We start from the raw sequence: 19,606 nt of genomic DNA, 5'->3' as shown, positions 1-19,606 counted from the left end.
TTGGATCTGGTCTTGTTGCGGATCCCTGCCGATGTCTGACCATTCTGTGGAGGTCCAGGCGGCTCTCCCGGAGATCGTGGCTCGCTTGCAAGCAGCCCTGGGATCCCAGGGGCTGGGACATCTGCAGGTGCAGGCGCGTCTTTCCGGACACCGCCTGTTGCTGCGCCTGGAAGGGGATCCCCTCCCGGATGCGGATCGGCTGCTGCAGGGCCTCTTGCCAACCCTAGAGGAAATAGCGTTGAGCTACCGGCAGCGCCAGGTGGAGCTGTTTGGCTTTCCCCCCAACGAAGGGATCCCGGAGTGGCACCGCGAGTGGCGCTACCAGCCGCCGCCCAACCCCAACAGCCCCTTGTATCGCGCCCAACGCGGGGATGGAGAAGCCATCCAGTATGTGCTCGACTACCTGCTGCGCCCGCAGGGGATCCAGGCCCGCGTCCATCTGCACCCCAAGCTGGGCCTCTTACAGGTGAACTTGCAGGCAGCGGAAGTTCCGGATCCGGCTTGGGCCAAGGACTTTGTGCGGCGGGCCTTGACCCGTCTGGAATGGACCTTTGTGCAGCGGCTGCGGCTTTCCGGGCAAAAGCTGGGCTCCTTCTTGCCGGCCTGGAGCCAAGAGTTCGATCTCAAACAGCCCGCCTTTTGGCAGGCTTCCCCGACCAGGCTTTCTCCCTTTCCTTCTCCAGCAGCCGACGCCGCCGAGGGCGAGCCCTCTCCACCTTCCCCGGCCGCTCTAGACTAAAGGGCAGGGCTCAGGGGGTCGGCCATGCGGGTTGTTTTCTTTGGCACGCCGGAGTTTGCTCTGCCCTCGCTGCAGATCTTGTTGCAGCCGCAGTCTCCCTTTGAAGTGGTGGGATTGGTCTGCCAGCCGGATCGGCCGCAGGGGCGAGGACAGAAGGTGCTCCCCCCGCCCACCAAGATCCTCGCCCAAGCCCACGGGATCCCGGTGTGGCAGCCTGGCCGGCTGCGGCGGGATCCAGAGGTGCTGGCGGCGCTAGAGGCGCTGGCTGCCGATGTGTTTGTGGTGGTGGCCTACGGCCAGATCTTGCCGCCGGCGGTGCTGCAGATGCCCAAGCTGGGCTGCATCAATGTCCACGCTTCCCTCCTGCCGGCCTATCGCGGCGCCGCCCCCATCCAGTGGGCCATTGCCAACGGCGAGACCGAGACCGGCGTCACCACCATGCTCATGGACGAAGGCATGGATACGGGGGCCATCTTGCTGCAGGCCAAGCTGCCCATCGAGCCGGAGCAGACCGGCTTGGAGCTGGCCTCCCAACTGGCCCAACGGGGGGCAGAGCTGCTGGTGGAAACCCTGGTGAAACTGGAAAAAGGAGAGCTGACCCCCATTCCCCAGGATGACTCGCGGGCAACCTATGCCCCCCTGCTTAAAAAACAGGACTTCCAGCTCGACTGGCAGCGCCCGGCCCAGGCCTTGCACAACCAAATCCGCGCCTTTTCCCCGGACTGTTTTACCGGCTTGCAGGGGCAGCGGATTAAGATTGTCCGCTCCGCCGCTCCCCAGTTGCACCCGCCACCTGCCGAGCTTCCCCCGGGCAGCCCCGGAGAAGTGGTGGGACTGGCCAGGGGAGAAGGGGTGTATGTGGCCACAGGGGAGGGATCCCTCCTCATCCGGCGGGCCCAACTGCCCGGCAGGAAGGAACAGTCGGCCTGGGATCTGGTCAACGGCGGCCAACTCAGGGTGGGCATGCGCTTTGAGGTGCTGCCGGATCCCTAGCCCCGGCCCCCCTCTTGTCCCCCCGCCTGCGGGGGGATGTAGGGGGGCGGGGGTGGTCGCGTTAGCGGCGCGGAGCGCTTGGAACTACTCGGGCTGGGGAAATTCCTCCCACAGGCGGGTGTGTTGGCGCAGGCTGAGGAACTGCCCGCCGCCGAGGATGAGGTGATCCAAAACCGGGATCTGCAGCAGTTGCCCCGCCTGCAAGAGTTGCCGGGTGAGAGCAAGATCTTCCGGGCTGGGATCCAAGCTGCCGGAGGGGTGGTTGTGGGCCACCAGGATGCGGCTGGCCCCTTGCCTAATGGCGCTGCGGAAGGTTTCCCGCGGGTGGGTGAGGGTTTCCGTGGCGGTTCCCCGGGTTACGATCTGCTGGCCGATGAGGCGGTGTTTGATGTCCAGGTGCAGGACGGCAAAATGCTCCTGGGGCTCCCACATCAGGTCGCCGCTTAGGGCCATGGCCGCCTGTTCCGGCGATTCAATCACCGTCCGCTCGGGGGGTCGGGCCAAAAAGATCCGCCGCCCCAGCTCGATGGCGGCCAACACTGTTGCTGCTTTGGCTGGGCCAATGCCCTCAATTTGCAGCAGCTCTCCGGCTTCCACCTGGCGCAGTTGGGCCAGGGGATCCCCTTGGGCTTCCAATGTTTTCAAGAGCAACTGGGCCAGGCCCACAGCCGAGAGCTTGCCCGGCCCCTGGCCGGTATTGAGCAAAATGGCCAGCAGCTCGGCGTGGGAGAGGCTTTTGGCCCCTTGGCTGAGCAGCCGCTCGCGCGGGCGATCCTGAAGGGGAAGGTCGCTGATCCGCAACACGTACTGGCCCATATCTTCCCTAGGTTTTCTTCAACAGCCAAAAGGGGCTGCGGCGCTCCACGGCCTGCCAAGCTGCCGCTGGGATCCCTGGCTCCGTTAGCTCAGCTACAAAGGGATCCCAGGTCACCAGATAGTCGGGCACCTGGCCTTGGGCTTGCCAGGCAGCCAGCTCCTCCAGCTTGGCGGCATAGGGCACCCGCAGCGGACCATAAAAATAGGGTACAAACGAGCGGAGCCCGTAGAGGCCAACCCTTCCCGAAAGAGCCGGTTCTGGGCCGGCAAACTGGCGGAAAAAGTAGACGGATCCCCCCTGGGTATGCTGCAACACCCTTGGGAAGATGCAGCTCCAGGCCAACTGGGCGCTGAGTCCAGTGGCCAAGAGCAAGATGGCCCATCCCCGAACGCTCTGCCGCGCCCTGATCCAGGCCAGTCCCCCCAGCACCAGGAGCAAAGCAGGGCCATAGGTGAAGAAGGGCCATTCCACCTCGGCCTGTAGGTATCCCAGGGCCAAACGGCCGGTTAGGCTGTCGGGGATCCCCAAGGCGGCCCCCACTTGGGCCCGCAAAGCCGGATCCTGGGATCCCAGCCACGGCAATAGCAGCCACAGGGCCAGCCAACCCAGGCCGCTGAGCAGGATCCAGGCAGTTTCCCCAAAGCTGGGCCCCCTTTTCTCGGCAACCAGGCCTTGCAGGCGCAGGGCGGCAAAGTAGGCGCCGATGGGGTAAAGCAGCGAGGTGTAGTGGATCAACTTGGTTTGCACCAGGAGCGAAAACAGGGCCAGCACCACCCCAAAGGCCACCAAGAGCAGGCGTTCTGCCCGCTGAGTTAAATCCGCAGCCGCCGAGTCAATACTCCTGGGGATCCTCTCCAGGATCCCGGCCAGGGCCAAAGCCCCCCAGGGAAAGCACCCCCAGGCAAAGGCCAAAAGATGCAGGTAGACCGGGCCCGGATGGCCGCTGGGGGTACTCACCAGACCCCACTGGTAGTGCCAAAACGCCGCCAGCCACTGCAGCCCCCGCGCTGTCACTTCCAGCACCAGCCAGGCCAGGGGAACAGCCGCCGCCAGGCCCAAAAAGATCACCATCTCCCCCCACCCCATTGGCGGATCCCGCTGCCAGAGCTTGTAGAGGATCCAGATGGCTAGCGGCAACACCAGCCCCACCGGCCCCTTGGCCAACACCGCCAGGCCCAAAGCCAGCGCGCCCAGAGCTCTCCACCCCTGACCGGAGCGCCCGGCCCGACGCGCCTCCTCAGCAGCCCAAAGGGATCCCAGCCCCACGCCCATACCCAAATTCAGCAGCGGGTCGATGAGGCCGGTTTTGTAGAAAAACAGGGGCAGGTAGCCCGTCAGGAGCAGGATCCCCCAGAGGCAGCCAAACCCCGCCCCGCGCAGCCGCCCTCCCCACGCCACCAAAAGGGCTACGGTGATCCCGCCAACCCAGGCATTGGGCAGCCGCGCCGCCCCTTCGTTGACCCCCAGGGCCGCCATCGCCAGGGCCTGCAGCCAAAAAAAGAGGGGGGGCTTTTCGAAAAAAGGCTCGCCGTTAATTTGCAAAGCCAGGGGATCGCCGCTGGCCAGCATCTGCCGCGCCAAGCTGGCGTAAATGAGCTCGTCCCAGTCAAACAGGTAAGGGATCTCCTGGCCCGCCCACAGCCATAGGCCGGCCAAAAGCCCCAGGGATCCCTTGAGGCGGCCCAGAAGCTTAGCCATGGACAGCTTCTAGAGGCACCACCCGGCCCACACTCTCGGGCGAGTGCAATAGCCGCAGCAACTGGGCTGCCAGAGCGGATCCCTCGATCTCTGCAGGAATCTCCACCCCACACCAGCGGCTGGAGCTCTCCCGCAAGGCCGCCACCCAATCGGGAGTTAGGGATCCCCGCGCCACCCCCATCAGTTGCGGCAGCGGATCGCGGCGGTAGAGCCCGATCCAGCGCAGGCCCAGTTGGAAGGGCCCAGGCCGAAAGCGGGGGTTGGGGCTGCCGTCCGCCTCAAACTTGCTCAGCATCAGTTGCAGGGAATAGATCTGGCGGGTATTCAAAGGGGGAGCAGCAACCCGGCGGGCGCGAAAGGTAGGCACCATCTCGGCAAAAGGCACCTGGACGGTCTGCTCTTCCCCTGGGGTGGTGTCGAAGGCATAGCCGTAGGCCGGGCTGTCCCAACCCCCTTGATCCCGCAGCAGAACCTTGTAGCGCTGCCCATCCCCCCGCAGCCGCAGCTCCAGGCCGGCAAACCCCGACACATCCAAGGGAGGCTGCCAGTTGCGGGTGCGCGTGGAAACAAAGCCGCCGAAGTTGGCCGTGGAAACCTGCCCCGTAAACAGCAGCTCGCCCTCGCCCCAGAGCAGTTGGCTTTGGCTCACCCCGCCCATCACCACATCGTCTAGGATGCCCCAGAACTGGTTCACCTGGGGGTCAGGCCGGCGAAAGTCAAAGAGCATCTGTTCCGTCTGGCCGCTGCGGCGCAGCCGCTCCAGGTGGGCCTTAGCTTCCTCCCGGTTCTCCAGACCCAGGATGACCCTGGCTGTCACCTCATCCCCTCTCTCCTGGACTTCCGCCCCCTGCTGTTGCAGCGCCTCCGCCAGCCCCACTGGTAGGCCATCGCCCAAGAAGATCACGGGAAGAGGAGCTGAAGTCGCCAGGGAAGGAGGCATGAAGTCAACCGCTGCTGCTTGGAACCCATTCTGAACCCAGCGCCATAGGTCGGCAAAGGGCAGCGCTTCGTAGTAGGTCAGCGTGTTCCAAAACCGCCCCAGGTCCCAAGGCATTGCCTACCCACTTAGAGAACGCACGCAGGAGAGATGCTTACAGGATAGCCCCAGCCAGGGGATCCCTGGCAATTGAACCGCCTTTGAGGACTCCTCAACCCTATCTGTCCCAACCTCTGCTGTCCTCTCCAGGAGGAAAGAGATCCCTTCTCCGAGTTTGCTTTTGTGTATCGCATTGCCGATCTCGGCAGGGTGGGGGCAATAACCCGACCGTTGAAGGGGCCCTGAATTCGCAATCAAACTTAACACCAAGGTCGAAGAGAACGCCTTGCAAAACGGATCCCGGATCCCATCTGCAAATGATCTCGCAATGGTCTATTCTTGATCCTGTTGTCGGGTTTGTCGCTGGAGCAGAGCTGACCCCTTTTCTAAGATCGAACTACGGAGAACCATGTTTAGCAAATTTTTTTCTCTTCAGAAAGCGTTCGCGGCGGCGCGTCGTCGGTTACTGATCCTGATCTTGGTTTTGGGGATGGCCGGGTATGCCTGGGGGCCGGCCTTGGCGGCCAGGCAGATTCCTCCTGTAGCCTTGTCGCCAACCGAGTCCATCACTTTCACGGAAGCGCAACTGGCCAGAGGAAAGCAGTTATTCAACAGGGCCTGTGCCCAGTGTCATGTGGGTGGACAGACCTATCCCAATCCGGATGTTACCTTGAAGCTCTCGGATCTGGAGGGGGCAACACCTCCCCGCGATAATGTGTTGGCGATCGTGGACTACATCAAGAACCCGGTCACCTATGACGGGGTAGAGTCCCTGGTGGAATATCATCCCAACACCCAGCTTCTAAGTGAGTATCCTCGCCTGCGCAACCTCACCGATGAGGATCTGAAGTTAATTGCCGGCTACATCCTAGTGCAGGCTAAGACCGTGCCCGGCTGGGGCGGCACCAAGAGCGAATCCCACAGTGACCTTTCGGCCTATCTCTGATGCCTGGGCAAACTCAAGGGGCAAAGCGGTGGCGGGTCCCGGGCCGTGGCTGGAGGTGGGCCGGGATCCTGCTTCTGGTATGGCTAGGGCTAGCTAGCCCAGCAGCAGGCCGCATTGATCCTTACGTGAGCCACTATCTGCGAACCACTGAGCCGATAGAGCTGCCCTGGGATGCGGAAGGGCACGTGCTCACCTTTACTCCAGAGCAACTTACCGACGGGAAAAATCGCTTTCAGTCCGCCTGTCTGAACTGCCACGTGGGTGGCTCTACCCTACCGGCCCCCAACATTTCCCTTTCGCTCAAGGACTTGCGCGGCGCCACCCCACCCCGCGACACCATTCAAGCCTTGGTGGAGTACCAACGGGATCCCCGCAGCTACGATGGCACCGAGGTTAGCTATGGCTGCCGCCCCGTGCCCCCCTCCTGGATGGATGATGAAGCGCTGCGCAACCTGGCTGCCTTTATCCTCAGGGCGGCTCAAGTGGCTCCGGGCTGGGGATCCAACGCAATCGGAGGTGGCTGAGGAGTCGGGGTTTCCTCCGCCGCTCCTTGCAGGGGTGGTGGTAGCCTGGTGAAGAGGGAAGGTGGCGGCCATGCTCCAGAATATCCGCTCCATACTCCTGGGCCTGTGGATACTGACCCTGCTCGTTTTCCTTGTCCAAAACTGGGGATCTGCGGCAGCCGTAGTCGTAGCCGGGCAAGCTGGCGCTGCGATTCCTTTGTCGCTGACGCTCTTGACGGCCTATGGGGTAGGAGTGGGCTTGGGGTTTCTGTATGTGGGCGCTTGGCGGCTGCACGACCGGGTATTCCAGCGACAGGCAATCCGCAAGTTAAACCAGCTCATCGAGCGACTGCGCTTTTTGGAAGCGCAGATGATTCCCCCCGACCACTATTTGCCTCAGGATCTGCCGGATCCCCAGGCAGGCCGCTATTCCTACTCCAATATCCCGCCGGAACGCATTCGCGACCCGGCTCCTAAATCTGCCAATCCTGAGGAAGAACTTGAGGAGGAAGACGACGCGGCCACAGCCCCCAACTGGCGGATCGTCCGACGGCCCTATTCTGCCCAGGAGGAAGAGGAATGGGACTCTTGAACTGGTGGCGATCTTCTGCGGCTCCCTCGTCTGAGTCCGACCCTCGACCGGAACCCCAGGGACAGAATAACTATCTGCTGATCGTTCTCGACAGTTGCCGTTTCGACAGCCTGCTGGCCGCCAACCCCAAGCATCTGCTCAAGCTGGGATCCCTGGAAAAGCGCTGGAGCTACGCTTCCTGGACGGCTCCCGCCCACTACAACCTGCTCATGGGCCTGCTGCCCCACACCAGCCCCACCCAGGTTTTCGCGTCTGAACACTACAAGCAGGAATATTTGCGCTACAACGAGCGCCTCGGTACCCGGCAGCCGATCGAGTTCAAGCATCTGCTGCCCCACCTCTATTTGCCGACGCTACTGAAGCACCAACTGGGCTACACCACCCACGCCATGGTCTCCCTGCCGGTGCTCAACCCCAGCACCCTGCTCAACCGCGACTTCGATTCCTACCGCCTCATGCCGCGCCACAACGACATGGCAGCCATGGTGGAGCAGTTGCGCTTTGATCCGGATCGCCCCAGCTTTTACCTGTTGAATGTGGGCGAAACTCACTATCCCTACGCCCTGCCCGATGAGGATCCCAGCCTGTGGCCCCGCATCTCTGGGGTGAATGGCGTGTTAAAGCGCCTGGATGAAGGGGAAGAGGCCGGGATCCCCTTTTTCAGCGCCGCCCAGTTGGAGGAGCTGCGCCAGCGGCAGATCGAGGCGGTGCGCTACCTAGATGGGGTTTTTGAACAATTGTTCGATCTGGTTCCCAAAAACACCTACATCACCGTTACCGCCGACCACGGCGAATTGTTCGGGGAAGGGGGCTATTTTGGCCATGGCCCCATCCACCACGAAAAGGTGCTGGAGGTGCCTTTTATCGAGGGAAAAATTCGCTGAGGCCCTCACCCCCGGCCCCTCTCCCAAAGGGAGAGGGGAGATACGGATTCGGGTTCGGCTCCGCTTGGAACGTCAGCACGCTAAACCTGTTGGGTCTCCGGTTTGGGCAAGGTGGGATCCCGGCGAGTTTCTCTGCGACTTTCGCCCAGAGAGGTCACTCTCGTGGTCGAGTCCAAGCCCTCTTCGGCGGCCAAGTCGGCGGAACGCGCGATCTCGTAGAGGCTTTTCACCACACTGGTTAGGGGAATCGCGACGATGACGCCCAGGATGCCCCCCAGTTGCGCCCCCACCAACAGGGCGATCAAGATCCACACCGGGTTGAGGCCGATCAGTTCCCCCATCAGGCGGGGGGCGATGACCCGATCCTTAACCTGCTGCACAATTAGGGAGACCAGCACCACCTTGAGGCTGAGCCAGATATCCTGAAAGGCCAGCAGCACCGCTGCCGCGCCGATGCCAATAAAGCCCCCCACCAGTGGGATCACCTCCAGCAGGCCGATCAACAGGCCAAACAAAAGCCCGAAGGGCACGCGCAAAAACCCAAAAATTGGCACCAGCATCAGGGCCATGATGAACCCCAACACCAACTGGCTGATGAGAAAGTTCTGGAAACTCAGAGCCAGGGCTTCGCCGATGCGCGGTCCCCAGGGCTTGGGGAAGAGGCTGAGCAACCCCTGCCAGAACTGCCCCCCGTAGAGCAGCATGTAGAGGGCCAGCACCAACACCAACACCAGATCGATCACCTGATTGAAGGTGCCCAGGAGGATGTCCAGGGATTGGCCGGCAATTTTTTCGGCGCTGGCCTGCAGGCGGTTGAGGAGGGTGTTCACCAGCTCTGTCTGGCCGAGGTTGATGTTGCGCTCTGCCGCCCACAGGCTGATTTGATCCAGCCAGCTTTGTAAGGTATCCACCCACTCCGGGATCCGCGCCCCCAACTGCACCACCTGCTTGGCCAGGATGGGCACCACAGCGATCCCCACCAAGGCCAGCAGCACCACCGACAGGGCAAAAACCAGGGTGACTGCCAAACCGCGGCTTACCCGATAGCGCCGCAGCACCTGCACCGGATAGTTGAGCAAAAAAGCCAGCACCGCCGCCGTCAGGATGGTGGTGAGCAGATGGCCAAACAGCCGGCCCACCTGTAGGGCCAGCCAGCCGCTGATGACGATCAAAATCCAGGTGAGCAGCAGCCGCTGCAAAGGCGAGAAGCGATTCATGCCAGGGGGATCCCTAAGAGCCTAAAAACCCAGGATGCTATATCCACTATCCACATAGATCACCTGGCCGGTAATGCCGCTGGCCAGGTCGCTGGCCAGAAAAGCTGCCACATTGCCCACCTCGAGCTGGGTGATATTGCGCCGCAGCGGAGCTTTCTCCTCGACCGCGTGCAGCATGGCATGGAAATCAGCAATGGCCGAAGAAGCCAAGGTGCGAATGGGTCCAGCGGAGATGGCATTCACCCGGATCCCGGCGGGGCCCAGCTCGGCCGCCAGGTAGCGAACGCAGGTTTCCAGGCCCGCTTTGGTGACAGCGGCCATGTTGTAGTTGGGCACCACCCGCACCCCCCCCAAATAGGTGAGGGTGAGGATGCTGCTGCCGGATCTCAAGAGAGGCTTGGCGGCCCGGCAGAGGGCAATCAGGGAGTAGGTGCTCACATCCATGGCCAGGGCAAACCCTTCCCGCGAGATATCGCTAAAGTTGCCGCTCAGCTCTTCTTTTTTGACGAAAGCCAGGCAGTGAACCAAGATATCGACCTGACCCCATTTCTGGGCTATTGCCTGAAACAGCTCGTCAATCTGCTGGTCGCTTTGCACGTCGCAAGGGAGGAGAAAATCCGGCTGCAGGGGCTCGGTGAGCTGCTGGACTTTGGTCTTGAAGCGATCCCGCTCGTCCGGCAGATAGGTAACCCCCAACGTCGCCCCCGCTTTGTGCAGTTGCTGGGCAATGCCCCAGGCGATGGAGCGCTCGTTGGCAATGCCGGTTACCAAGGCTTTTTTTCCGGTCAGGTCTAGCATACGGAAAGGTGGGGTAGGTTCTTCTCTATCCTTCCACAGTCCGGAACAGGGGATCCTGTTCAGCCGGGCTGATAGGTGGAGGCCACGTGCAGTTCTTTGAGCTGCTTGGCCTCGACGCCGGAAGGGGCACCGGTGAGCAAACACCTGGCCTGCTGGGTTTTGGGAAAGGCGATGACATCGCGGATGGAATCTTCCCCCGCCAAGAGCATCACCAGCCGGTCTAGGCCATAGGCGATGCCGCCGTGGGGCGGGGTGCCGTACTCGAAGGCTTCCAGCAAAAAGCCAAACTTGTCCCGCGCCTGCTCAGGGGTAAGGCCAATGGTCTGGAAAACCTGCTCCTGGATCTCGCGCTGGTAGATGCGCAGGGATCCCCCGCCCACTTCCACGCCGTTCCAGACCAGGTCGTAGGCCTGGGCCCGCGCCGTTTTCAGGTCGGCCAAGTCGTCGGGGTGGGGGGCGGTAAAGGGGTGGTGCAGGGCTTCCAGGCGGTTTTCCTCGGCATTGAATTCAAACAGGGGAAAATCGGTGATCCAGAGGAGATTCAAGGCGTTCTCCGGGATCAAGCCCAGCTCCTGGCCCAGGTGCAGCCGCAGGCGGCCCAGCGACTCGTTGACCACGGCAGCCGGCCCTGCTCCAAACAGCAGCAGATCCCCCGGCTTGGCGTTGGTAAGCTGCAGCAACTGCTGTTCCTGCTCGGGGCTGAGGCTTTCTTTGAGGGCGCCGATGGTGTCGAGGCTGCCGGGCCGCACCCGGATGAAGGCCAGGCCACCCGCCCCGTACTGGGTGACCAGCTTGAACAGATCCCCGCCCGGCTTGATGCGGGTGTTGGAGATCTTTTCGTCGCCGCCCGGCACCGGCAGAACTTTGATCACACCGCCCTCTTGCAAGGCCTTGGCGAAGACCTTAAAGCCGGATCCCTGAAACAGCGGCGAAACATCCACCAATTCCAGCCCAAAGCGGGTGTCGGGCTTGTCGGAGCCGTAGCGGGCCATGGCCTCGGCATAGGTCAGCCGCGGGAAAGGGCGGGGCAGGTCGATGCCTTTGACGGTTTTGAAGATATGGCAGAGGAGCCGCTCGTTGAGTTCCAGGATCGCCTCCTGATCCATAAAGCTCATCTCCATGTCCAGCTGGGTAAACTCCGGCTGGCGATCCGCCCGCAGATCCTCATCCCGAAAGCAGCGGGCAATTTGGTAGTAGCGATCCACGCCGGCCACCATCAGCAACTGCTTAAAAAGCTGGGGCGACTGCGGCAGGGCAAACCACTCCCCGGGGTTGACGCGGCTCGGCACCAGGTAATCTCTGGCACCTTCGGGGGTAGAGCGGGTGAGGATGGGGGTCTCCACCTCGATAAAGCCTTCTTCGTCCTCCAGGAAGCGGCGGATGGCCTTGATGACCTGGTGACGCAGCTGCAGGTTGCGGGACAGGCGCTCTCGCCTCAAGTCCAAGTAGCGGTAGCGCAGGCGGATCTCCTCCCGCACCTCTTCCCCTTCCTCCCCCGAGACGCTGAAGGGAAGCTGCTTGCCCACCCGGCTGAGAATTTCCAACTCTTCCGCGTAGACCTCCACCTCGCCGGTGGCCAGGCGGGGATTAAAGGAGTCACTAGGTCTTTGGTGAACCGTTCCCGTTACCCGCACCACATATTCGCTGCGCACCTGCCCCGCCAGCTCGTAGGAGAGGGGGGTTTTCTGGGGATCGGCCACCAGTTGCACGATGCCGGAGCGATCCCGCAGATCCAAGAAGATCACACCGCCGTGGTCGCGGCGGCGGTCGATCCAGCCGTAGAGGGTGACGGTCTGGCCGATGTGGGCCGGGCGCACTTGGCCACAGTAGAGGGAACGAGGCGGGCGACGGATGGCAGCAGGCATGGACGCGGTGAGATAACGAGGGTCTGAGCCCCTATCATACAAAACTCAGCCCCACCGTCTCGATGCTGCCCCTCAAGGACAGTCAGGGGATCCGCCCAAGGCCGCCACGATGGTGCAGGTGTTGAGGCGCATCATGGCGACGTAGGTTTCGGCGCCGCTGCCTGCTTCCCCCAAAGAGTCCGAGTACAGTTCCTGTTCGGCTACCTGCACCCCGGCTTCGGCGGCCACCGTCTGGATGAGAGCGGGGTTAAGGGTGGTCTCGGCAAAGACCGCCGGCACCCCCAGGGCGCGGATCTCCTCCACCAACTGGGCCACCGTCTGGGCGCTGGGCTGTTCCTCGGTGCTGATCCCCAGGAGGGATCCCCCCATCTTCAGGCCGTAGGCTTGGGTGTAGTAGGCAAAGGCATCGTGGGTGGTCACCAGAACCCGGTTGGCGGGGGGAATGGTCTGAATCTGTTCCCCGATCCAGGTGTGGAGCTCCTCCAGCTCCGCCCGATAGGCGGCGGCATTGGCCTGGAAAAAAGCGGCTTCGTTGGGGACTTGCTCCGTCAGCTCCTGGGCAATGTGCTCCACCATGAGGATGACGTTTTCCACATTGCCCCACACGTGGGGATCCGGCGTCGGGATCCCGTCTTCATCGGCGACGATGGGCTCAAGGATCTCGGCCAGGGCAACCCGCCGCGCTCCTTGGGCCGTGGCCTCGATAAGACGAATTAACCCCGGCTCCAGGTTGTAGCCGTTGTAAAACACCAGATCCGCTTGCTCCAGGGCCGCGGCATCGGCCGGCGTCGGCTCATAGACGTGGGGATCCACGCCCGGCTGCAGCAGGCTGCTGAGCTGGATGCGATCCTGCCCCACCTGCCCTACCCAATCGGCAATCAAGGTGGTGGTGACCACGACGCGGGGACGCGCCACAGCCAAGCCAGCCAGGGACAGCCAACCCCCGATCACCAGGCCAAATCCCACCGCCAAGCGGCGCCCAGCAAAAAACAAAGCTTTCATTTTCATAATCGTTTCATGATTCATGTACCCCCCTAGGTTACACTGGTCTTGATGAAAATGAAAGGAAAATGAAAAAACCAGCGGTTTCTCTCCCGCTTCGTCCGGCCTCCCTGGTGGTGCGGGATCTGACGGTGCGCTACGGCAAGTTGCTGGCGTTGGAGAGGATCGGCGCCGAGATCCGGCCGGGGCGCATCACGGGCATCCTGGGGCCCAACGGGGCCGGCAAGAGTACATTGCTCAAGGCGCTGTTGGGGTTGGTGCCCAAAGAGGGGGGCGAGGTGCGCTACGGCGGCCAGGTGCTGCGGGGGGAGCAAGTGGCCTATGTGCCGCAGCGGTCGGCCATCGACTGGAGCTTTCCGGCCACGGTGTGGGATGTGGTGCTGATGGGACAGGTAAGAGCTGCCGGCTGGTTGCGCCGCATCGGGCCAGAAGGTCGGGAGCGGGCCGCGCAAGCCCTGGAGCGGGTGGGGATGGGAGCCTATCGGGATCGGCCCATTGGTCGGCTATCAGGGGGACAGCAGCAGCGGGTGTTTTTGGCGCGGGCTCTAGCGCAGGAAGCGGAGATCTACGCCCTGGACGAGCCGCTGGCCGGGATCGACCAGCCCAGCGAGGCCATTGTGTTTCAGGTGTTGCGGGAGCTGGCCGACGCCGGCCATATCGTGATGGTGGTGCACCACGACCTGGGGCAGGCGCTGGCCTACTTTGACGAGGTGCTGCTCCTCAACCGCGTGCTGATTGCCCAGGGATCCCCGCAGCAGGTGTTGCAGCCGCAGGTGTTGCAGCGGGCCTATGGCCGTATCCTGCCCTTGGACTCGGCTGCCTAGGGGGTGAGAGGTGGTATGGAAGGGCTCTGGCACACCCTGGCGGATCCCTTGCGCTTTGCCTTCATGCAGCGGGCCCTGTTGGTGGCCGTGGCCATCGGCATGCTCTGCGCCGTGGTGGGCAGCTATCTGCTGGTGCAAAGCTTGGCCCTGCTGGGAGATGCCCTCAGCCATTCGCTGCTGCCGGGCCTGGCCATTGCCTACATGCTGGGCCTAAACCTTTTTGTCGGCGCCTTCGTGGCGGGGTTGCTGAGCGCTCTGCTCATCCAGTGGATCCGCTCCGCCACTCCCCTCAAGCCCGATGCGGCCATGGGGATCGTCTTTTCTGCTTTCTTTGCTTTGGGGATCCTGTTGATCACCCTGATCCAACGGCGGGCCCGCATCGATCTCAACCACTTCCTCTTCGGCAACCTGCTGGGGGTAAGTGCTGCCGACGTGTTGACGGTGGTGGGCATCACCGCTCTGGTGCTGGGATTGGTGGCCCTCTTTTTTAAAGAGCTGACTTTTTACAGTTTCGATCCCCTGGGAGCCAAGGCAGCCGGCCTGCCCACCGAGGGACTGGGCTGGGGGCTGATGGCGCTCACCTCCCTAACTTTGGTGGCCAGCATGAAGGCGGTGGGGGTGCTGCTGGTGCTGGCCATGCTCATCACGCCGGCAGCAACAGCCTACCTGTTGGTGCCTCGCCTGCAGCAGGTGATGCTGCTGGGATCCCTGTTTGGCGTCAGCACTAGCTTGCTGGGGATGTACGCCAGCTACTACCTCAACGTCGCTTCTGGCCCGGCTATTGTCCTGGTGGCCTCCACCTGGTTTGGCTTGGCCTTTCTGGCCAAAGTCATCTTCGGCCAAAGCTAAAGGCCGGGGAGAGGGATCCCCGGCCCAGAGCCTATCGGATTAGAAGCGGGAAGAACGGCTATCCCGCCTGCCGCCGCCTGCGCCGGCCTGACGCGGCATGGCCTTGTTAACCCTCAGATCCCGGCCCATCCAGGTGGCGCCATCCAACTCATCGATGGCTTTTTGCTCGTCGGCCTCGTTTTCCAGTTCCACAAAAGCAAAGCCGCGCTTGCGGCCCGTCTCCCGATCCACCGGCAGCTTGATTTGCTTGACGGTGCCGTACTCGGAAAACACAAGCCGTAGGTCTTCTTCACTGGCCTTGAAGGACAGATTGCCCACAAAAATGGTCATAACGTAGCGAACTCCGAACCTTAACCTTTAGCGCTCAGTTCGGAAGCTCACCTGGTTAGACCATTGGCTCAATCCGAACCTGATGCCATCCACATCTTAGTCTCCCCGACGGCATTTGCAAACTACCTGTCCAAGATCTTTTAGCGGCGCTTGTCCTGTCCCAGGGGTTGGCGTTTGGGAATGCCGGGAGGACGGGGATAGCAAGCTGGTGTAGGGGCGACTTTCTCCAACAGCAGGCAATGCCGCATCCCGTGGCTGTGGGGGGTAGTGAAGGCTTCGACATGGATCAGCTTCCCCCCCAAAAGAGAAAGGGCCCGCTTCAGGGTTTGGGCTTCTGCCTCGGTCCAATGGCCGCGGTAGAGAATGGCGCGTCCCCCCACCTTGAGCAGGGGCAGGCAATACTCGGCGCAGATCTCCGCCGCTGCCACGGCTCTGGCCAAGGCCAGATCGTAGCTGCCGCGTTCCTGCGGGTCTTGCCCCCAGATCTCTGCCCGTTGGGCCACCGCCCGCGCCTGGGCGAGGGAAAGCTGCTGCAAAACTTCTTGCACAAAGGCGATCTTGCGTTGGCTGCTGTCTAGGAGGGTGAAGTGGGCCTGGGGCAGGGCGATCTGGGCCGGGATCCCTGGAAACCCTGCCCCGGTGCCGATGTCGATCCCGCGCCAGGGCTGAGCTTGGATTTCATCCCAGGATCCCAGCAGGCGCAGGCCCCGCAGCGAGTCCCACAGGTGTTTCTCCCAAAAATCGATGGGATCGGTGATGCGGGTGAGGTTTTGGGTGCGGTTTCCGGCCATCACCAGGGAATAGAGCTGTTGCAGTTGCTGCTGCTGCGGCTCAGAAGGCTGCCAGCCCAGATCCACCAGCCAGCTTGACCACAGGGCCTCCAGTTCTGGGGGCTCAGAAGCAGGCGGGTCAGCCTTCTTCATCCCAGGGATCGCAGCCATGGCAATCCCAGTTTTAAGCCGGCGGGGATGGCTTTGTCGGCCCAGCCCTTGAGCTCTTCGGCCAAGCCCTGCAAAGAGCGATCGGCCCCCAGCAGCTCCTGGTTCAGGCAAACCAACTCCTGCAAATCCAGCTCCTGACAGTGGATCCCCTCTTCCACCAGCAGGTTAATCGGCTGTGGCTGGGCCTGGAAGGATTGACGGGAGGCCAACTCCAGCTCCACATCCAGAAGCACCTGCTCCAGTCGCTCCACCTGCTCTTGCATCTGCGCCAGCAGGGCTGCCAACTGTTGGCAGTAGTGGTGAACCCGCTGGGCATAGACCTTGAGCGGCAAGGTCAGCGGCAACAGCGATTCAGAGAGCACCTGGATCAGGTGCTGGGCTTCCAGCTCTTCCAGTTGTAGGTCTTGCCAAATGGCCTGATAGAGGCGCAGCGAATGGCGGCAGCTTTCCAGGCGCCGGTAGCAGGGCTGTAACACCGAGGCTCGCAGCTCCTGCAGATAATCCCTCCACAGCTGCCCCACCTCCACGATCCAGTGGGAGCGAAGAAAACTCCACCCCTGAGCCAACAGCCAACTCATCACCAGGCCCGCCAATAACTGGTTTTTTTGTCGTAACAGGAAAGGCGAAAGCTGCTCTCCCCAGATGGCCAGACCCAGCCAGAGCAGGGCGGCCAAAGCCAAGTGGGGCAAGCTGATCATCTCGGCCAAAAGCTGGGCAGAGCAGCGCTGGCGCAGCATCCAGACCATCCCAGCGCCCAAGCTGTAGAGTCCTCCCCCCAACAGCGGGATCACCACCAGCCATAGGGGTTGCCCTCTCCCCAAGTGCAGCAACGACCCACCCTCGCTCAGCGCATCCCAACTGAGCAAGTACAAGGCCAACAAAGCCAAAACCACACCCCACCCTTGCTGCCGCTTGAGACGGCGAGCCAGCAGACGACGGCGACGACGAAGATACGTTTGAAAGGACTCAGCAACAACGGACATAAAACGATGGCACTGCGGATCTTTGCCAGTATCTCCACCGGTCTGGATGGCTTCTTTTTTCGATCATAAGTCTTGCCTTTACCTGGTCATCTGGGTTCCCCGTTGCGATGGTTGCTGGGAATCATTGCCTAGCCAGTGAGCGGTTTTTTAGCGAAAACTCTCTTCCCACCCGATAGGGACTCTCCAGGACAGGCAACTGCAAGCAAGCGCCTCCATCCCTGTTACGATGGAAGAGCCCTTAATGTTTCTTATCCACAGCCGAGTTAGTCGCTAGGCCCGGCTTTCTCATTCTGCACTTGCGAGGTTTTGTGAACTCTTCTACCTCTCCCCTCCCTCCCGGCCTTTTTCCTTCCTCCCTCAAGGTGCAGCGCCAGATGATTGTTATTCTCGATTTTGGATCCCAGTACTCTGAGCTCATTGCCCGGCGTATTCGCGAAACCCACGTCTATTCGGAAATCCTTTCCTACCGCACCACTGCCGAGCAACTGCGGCAACTGCGGCCCCAGGGCATCATCCTCTCCGGCGGCCCCAACTCGGTCTATGAGCCGGGCGCTCCCGCTTGTGACCTGGAGATCTGGAACTTGGGGATCCCCATCCTGGGCGTGTGCTACGGTATGCAGCTTATGGTGCAGCAGTTGGGGGGCAAGGTGGAGCCGGCCCAGAAGGGGGAATACGGCCGTGCCGCCCTGCACATTTTGGATCCCACCGATCTGCTCACCAACCTGCCAGAAAGCAGCATCATGTGGATGAGCCACGGAGACTCGGTGACCGAGTTGCCCCCGGGCTTTCATTCGCTGGCTTACACTGACAACACCCCCTTTGCCGCCATTGCCGATCCGGCGCGCCGTCTCTACGGGGTGCAATTTCACCCAGAGGTGGCCCACTCGGAGGCCGGTGCCTTTCTCATTCGCAATTTTGTCTATCACATCTGCGGCTGCGAGCCCACCTGGACAACGGAAGCTTTTCTGGAGGAGGCCATTCGGGAAGTCCGTGCCCGCGTGGGCGACAAGAGGGTGCTGTTGGCCCTTTCGGGGGGGGTGGACAGCTCTACTTTGGCTTTTCTGCTACACAAGGCCATTGGGGATCAGCTCACCTGCGTGTTCATCGACCAGGGGTTCATGCGCAAAGATGAGCCGCAGCGGCTGCTGCGCCTTTTCCAAGAGCAATTTCACATCCCTGTCCACTACGTGGACGGACAAGAGCGCTTTCTCCGCCAGTTGCAGGGGGTCACCGATCCCGAGGAGAAGCGCAAACGCATCGGGGCAGAGTTTATTCGCGTGTTTGAGGAGGAGTCGCAGCGGCTGGGCCCCTTCGAGTACCTGGCCCAGGGCACCCTTTACCCCGATGTGATCGAGTCGGCCAACACCAATGTGGATCCGGTTACCGGAGAGCGCATTGCCGTCAAGATCAAAAGCCACCACAACGTCGGCGGCTTGCCGGAGAATCTGCGCTTTAAGCTGGTAGAACCTCTGCGCAAGCTCTTCAAAGATGAGGTACGGCAACTGGCCCGTTCGTTGGGCTTGCCGGAAGAAATTGTTGGCCGCCATCCTTTCCCGGGGCCGGGCCTGGCCATCCGCATTGTGGGCGAGGTCACCAAAGAGCGGCTGGAGATCCTGCGCGAGGCCGACATGATTGTCCGCCAGGAGATCAACCGCTCCGGCTACTATCCCAAGCTGTGGCAAGCCTTTGCCGTGTTGCTGCCGGAAGTGCGCTCGGTGGGGGTGATGGGGGATAAGCGCACCTATGCCTGCCCGGTGGTGGTGCGACTGGTCACCAGCGAAGACGGCATGACGGCGGACTGGGCTAGGGTGCCCTACGACCTCTTGGCCACCATCTCCAACCGCATCGTCAACGAGGTGCCGGGCGTCAACCGCGTAGTCTACGACATCACCTCCAAGCCCCCCGGCACCATCGAGTGGGAGTGATGCTGGTCGGGCGGGATCCCTTGCCTCTGGCCTCAAGGCCGGACTGGAGCGATTACCTATGGCCTGCTTCCGGCAGGGAATAGGAAGGGCTTGAGCTGAAAGGCTGAGCGGCTTGCACTTCCATACGGGCCAGGGTTGTGGCCGCGTCGGCCAGTTGTAGGGCTAGGTTGGCACGGCTAATCGGATCCCGGGCATTCCAGAGATCTTGTCCCAGACAAAACACTCGATAGCGAAAAGCTTTGATGGAGTGCGATGGGATCACTTTGACGGTCATGGTTACAACCTTTTTTCCACAGCAATCTGAGCGTTCAGCAGAACCCGCTCCGGCTCGAGGTAAACAAATGTTACCAAAACAACTTCGTTGGCACCCCTAATCGCAACCGGGCAGGTGGCTTTTTGCGGTTCCACCCGTTCATGCCGTACCCCCACAGTGTATTCTCCAATCGGCAGGTCATCAAAGCCGGCGTCGGCGTAGATTAACTCGATGGTTTCTTCGGCAATCAGTTGCCCCTCCCGCTCCAGAAAGGCGACAAAAGGGATCCCGTCGATGGAAGTGAGGGCGTTGTTGGCCTGGTTGCGGATCATCACAAAGATGTCGGACATAGCTGGGATGCCGCTCCGAAAGACTTATGCAACGCTGAACAAAGCAGAACTTTGCCCAGCA

21 protein-coding genes are annotated in these 19,606 nt (G+C 61.8%); 9 read left to right on the top strand and 12 right to left on the bottom strand.

Annotated features, from left to right (window positions below):
• Positions 1–31: 31 nt before the first annotated feature.
• Together NW848_RS10310 and fmt are read left to right on the top strand one after the other, a co-directional pair.
• Positions 32–739, top strand: a complete 708-nt coding sequence (locus NW848_RS10310) for a hypothetical protein (RefSeq protein ID WP_071813519.1) — start codon at positions 32–34, stop codon at positions 737–739.
• Between the two features lie 24 nt (positions 740–763).
• The gene (fmt, locus tag NW848_RS10305) at positions 764–1,732 is read left to right on the top strand and encodes a methionyl-tRNA formyltransferase (RefSeq protein ID WP_099813161.1); all 969 of its coding nucleotides are present in this window, start codon (positions 764–766) and stop codon (positions 1,730–1,732) included.
• A gap of 84 nt (positions 1,733–1,816) precedes the next feature.
• Here fmt and radC read toward each other — a convergent pair whose 3' ends face one another.
• Genes radC through NW848_RS10290 form a run of 3 tightly spaced genes read right to left on the bottom strand, consistent with a single transcriptional unit; the run spans position 1,817 to position 5,301 of the window.
• Entirely contained in the window at positions 1,817–2,548 is a 732-nt protein-coding gene (radC, locus tag NW848_RS10300; RefSeq protein WP_011430522.1) for a RadC family protein, read from the bottom strand.
• Between the two features lie 7 nt (positions 2,549–2,555).
• Positions 2,556–4,247, bottom strand: a complete 1,692-nt coding sequence (locus tag NW848_RS10295; protein ID WP_414402539.1) for an ArnT family glycosyltransferase — start codon at positions 4,245–4,247, stop codon at positions 2,556–2,558.
• Positions 4,240–5,301 carry a CIA30 family protein gene (locus NW848_RS10290; RefSeq protein WP_011430520.1) on the bottom strand — a complete coding sequence of 354 codons (1,062 nt, stop codon included), beginning with the start codon at positions 5,299–5,301 and terminating at the stop codon, positions 4,240–4,242. Before NW848_RS10290 ends, NW848_RS10295 begins: the two co-directional genes overlap by 8 nt.
• 391 nt (positions 5,302–5,692) lie before the next feature.
• Here NW848_RS10290 and psbV point away from each other — a divergent pair, with 391 nt between their 5' ends.
• From psbV to NW848_RS10270, 4 genes are all read left to right on the top strand, one after another.
• Complete coding sequence (gene psbV, locus NW848_RS10285; protein ID WP_011430519.1) at positions 5,693–6,229, top strand: photosystem II cytochrome c-550; 537 nt, start codon at positions 5,693–5,695, stop codon at positions 6,227–6,229.
• The gene (psbV2, locus tag NW848_RS10280; protein ID WP_414402540.1) at positions 6,229–6,753 is read left to right on the top strand and encodes a photosystem II cytochrome PsbV2; all 525 of its coding nucleotides are present in this window, start codon (positions 6,229–6,231) and stop codon (positions 6,751–6,753) included. The genes psbV and psbV2 overlap by 1 nt, the downstream gene beginning before the upstream one ends.
• 70 nt (positions 6,754–6,823) lie before the next feature.
• Complete coding sequence (locus tag NW848_RS10275) at positions 6,824–7,324, top strand: hypothetical protein (RefSeq protein WP_414402546.1); 501 nt, start codon at positions 6,824–6,826, stop codon at positions 7,322–7,324.
• Positions 7,312–8,208 (top strand): sulfatase-like hydrolase/transferase, encoded by an 897-nt coding sequence (locus NW848_RS10270; RefSeq protein ID WP_083759164.1) that lies wholly within the window; start codon positions 7,312–7,314, stop codon positions 8,206–8,208. Before NW848_RS10275 ends, NW848_RS10270 begins: the two co-directional genes overlap by 13 nt.
• A gap of 80 nt (positions 8,209–8,288) precedes the next feature.
• Here the strand turns inward: NW848_RS10270 and NW848_RS10265 are convergent, their stop codons facing one another.
• The 4 genes from NW848_RS10265 to NW848_RS10250 form a co-directional block, all read right to left on the bottom strand.
• The gene (locus NW848_RS10265) at positions 8,289–9,425 is read right to left on the bottom strand and encodes an AI-2E family transporter (RefSeq protein WP_011430515.1); all 1,137 of its coding nucleotides are present in this window, start codon (positions 9,423–9,425) and stop codon (positions 8,289–8,291) included.
• Positions 9,426–9,446: 21 nt separating this feature from the next.
• Positions 9,447–10,223 (bottom strand): enoyl-ACP reductase FabI, encoded by a 777-nt coding sequence (fabI, locus tag NW848_RS10260; protein WP_011430514.1) that lies wholly within the window; start codon positions 10,221–10,223, stop codon positions 9,447–9,449.
• A gap of 59 nt (positions 10,224–10,282) precedes the next feature.
• Positions 10,283–12,088: an aspartate--tRNA ligase gene (gene aspS, locus NW848_RS10255; RefSeq protein ID WP_011430513.1), complete on the bottom strand. Its 1,806-nt coding sequence runs from the start codon at positions 12,086–12,088 to the stop codon at positions 10,283–10,285.
• 72 nt (positions 12,089–12,160) lie between these two features.
• Entirely contained in the window at positions 12,161–13,114 is a 954-nt protein-coding gene (locus NW848_RS10250) for a metal ABC transporter solute-binding protein, Zn/Mn family (RefSeq protein ID WP_414346844.1), read from the bottom strand.
• Between the two features lie 44 nt (positions 13,115–13,158).
• On the opposite strand from NW848_RS10250, the gene NW848_RS10245 reads away from it, so the two are divergent.
• On the top strand, positions 13,159–13,914 hold the full coding sequence (locus NW848_RS10245) for a metal ABC transporter ATP-binding protein (protein ID WP_011430511.1): 756 nt from the start codon (positions 13,159–13,161) through the stop codon (positions 13,912–13,914).
• 15 nt (positions 13,915–13,929) lie between these two features.
• Positions 13,930–14,763 (top strand): metal ABC transporter permease, encoded by an 834-nt coding sequence (locus tag NW848_RS10240; protein ID WP_414508817.1) that lies wholly within the window; start codon positions 13,930–13,932, stop codon positions 14,761–14,763.
• 39 nt (positions 14,764–14,802) lie between these two features.
• Here NW848_RS10240 and NW848_RS10235 read toward each other — a convergent pair whose 3' ends face one another.
• The 3 genes from NW848_RS10235 to NW848_RS10225 all read right to left on the bottom strand — a co-directional run bounded on the left by NW848_RS10235 (position 14,803) and on the right by NW848_RS10225 (position 17,017).
• Positions 14,803–15,093 (bottom strand): RNA recognition motif domain-containing protein, encoded by a 291-nt coding sequence (locus NW848_RS10235; protein ID WP_011430509.1) that lies wholly within the window; start codon positions 15,091–15,093, stop codon positions 14,803–14,805.
• Positions 15,094–15,233: 140 nt separating this feature from the next.
• Complete coding sequence (gene rsmG / locus NW848_RS10230) at positions 15,234–16,016, bottom strand: 16S rRNA (guanine(527)-N(7))-methyltransferase RsmG (RefSeq protein WP_011430507.1); 783 nt, start codon at positions 16,014–16,016, stop codon at positions 15,234–15,236.
• The gene (locus NW848_RS10225) at positions 16,013–17,017 is read right to left on the bottom strand and encodes a hypothetical protein (protein WP_011430506.1); all 1,005 of its coding nucleotides are present in this window, start codon (positions 17,015–17,017) and stop codon (positions 16,013–16,015) included. The genes rsmG and NW848_RS10225 overlap by 4 nt, the downstream gene beginning before the upstream one ends.
• 374 nt (positions 17,018–17,391) lie before the next feature.
• Here NW848_RS10225 and guaA point away from each other — a divergent pair, with 374 nt between their 5' ends.
• Complete coding sequence (gene guaA / locus NW848_RS10220) at positions 17,392–18,942, top strand: glutamine-hydrolyzing GMP synthase (protein ID WP_099813400.1); 1,551 nt, start codon at positions 17,392–17,394, stop codon at positions 18,940–18,942.
• A 52-nt stretch (positions 18,943–18,994) separates the two neighbouring features.
• Here guaA and NW848_RS10215 read toward each other — a convergent pair whose 3' ends face one another.
• Both NW848_RS10215 and NW848_RS10210 read right to left on the bottom strand, forming a co-directional pair.
• Positions 18,995–19,216, bottom strand: a complete 222-nt coding sequence (locus tag NW848_RS10215; RefSeq protein WP_011430503.1) for a hypothetical protein — start codon at positions 19,214–19,216, stop codon at positions 18,995–18,997.
• Between the two features lie 2 nt (positions 19,217–19,218).
• Complete coding sequence (locus tag NW848_RS10210; protein WP_228375221.1) at positions 19,219–19,545, bottom strand: hypothetical protein; 327 nt, start codon at positions 19,543–19,545, stop codon at positions 19,219–19,221.
• Positions 19,546–19,606: the final 61 nt, after the last annotated feature.

Source organism: Synechococcus sp. RC10A2 (assembly GCF_047502605.1).
The sequence above is the reverse complement of the archived record's forward strand: the minus strand, read 5'-3'. Positions and strand labels throughout refer to the sequence as shown.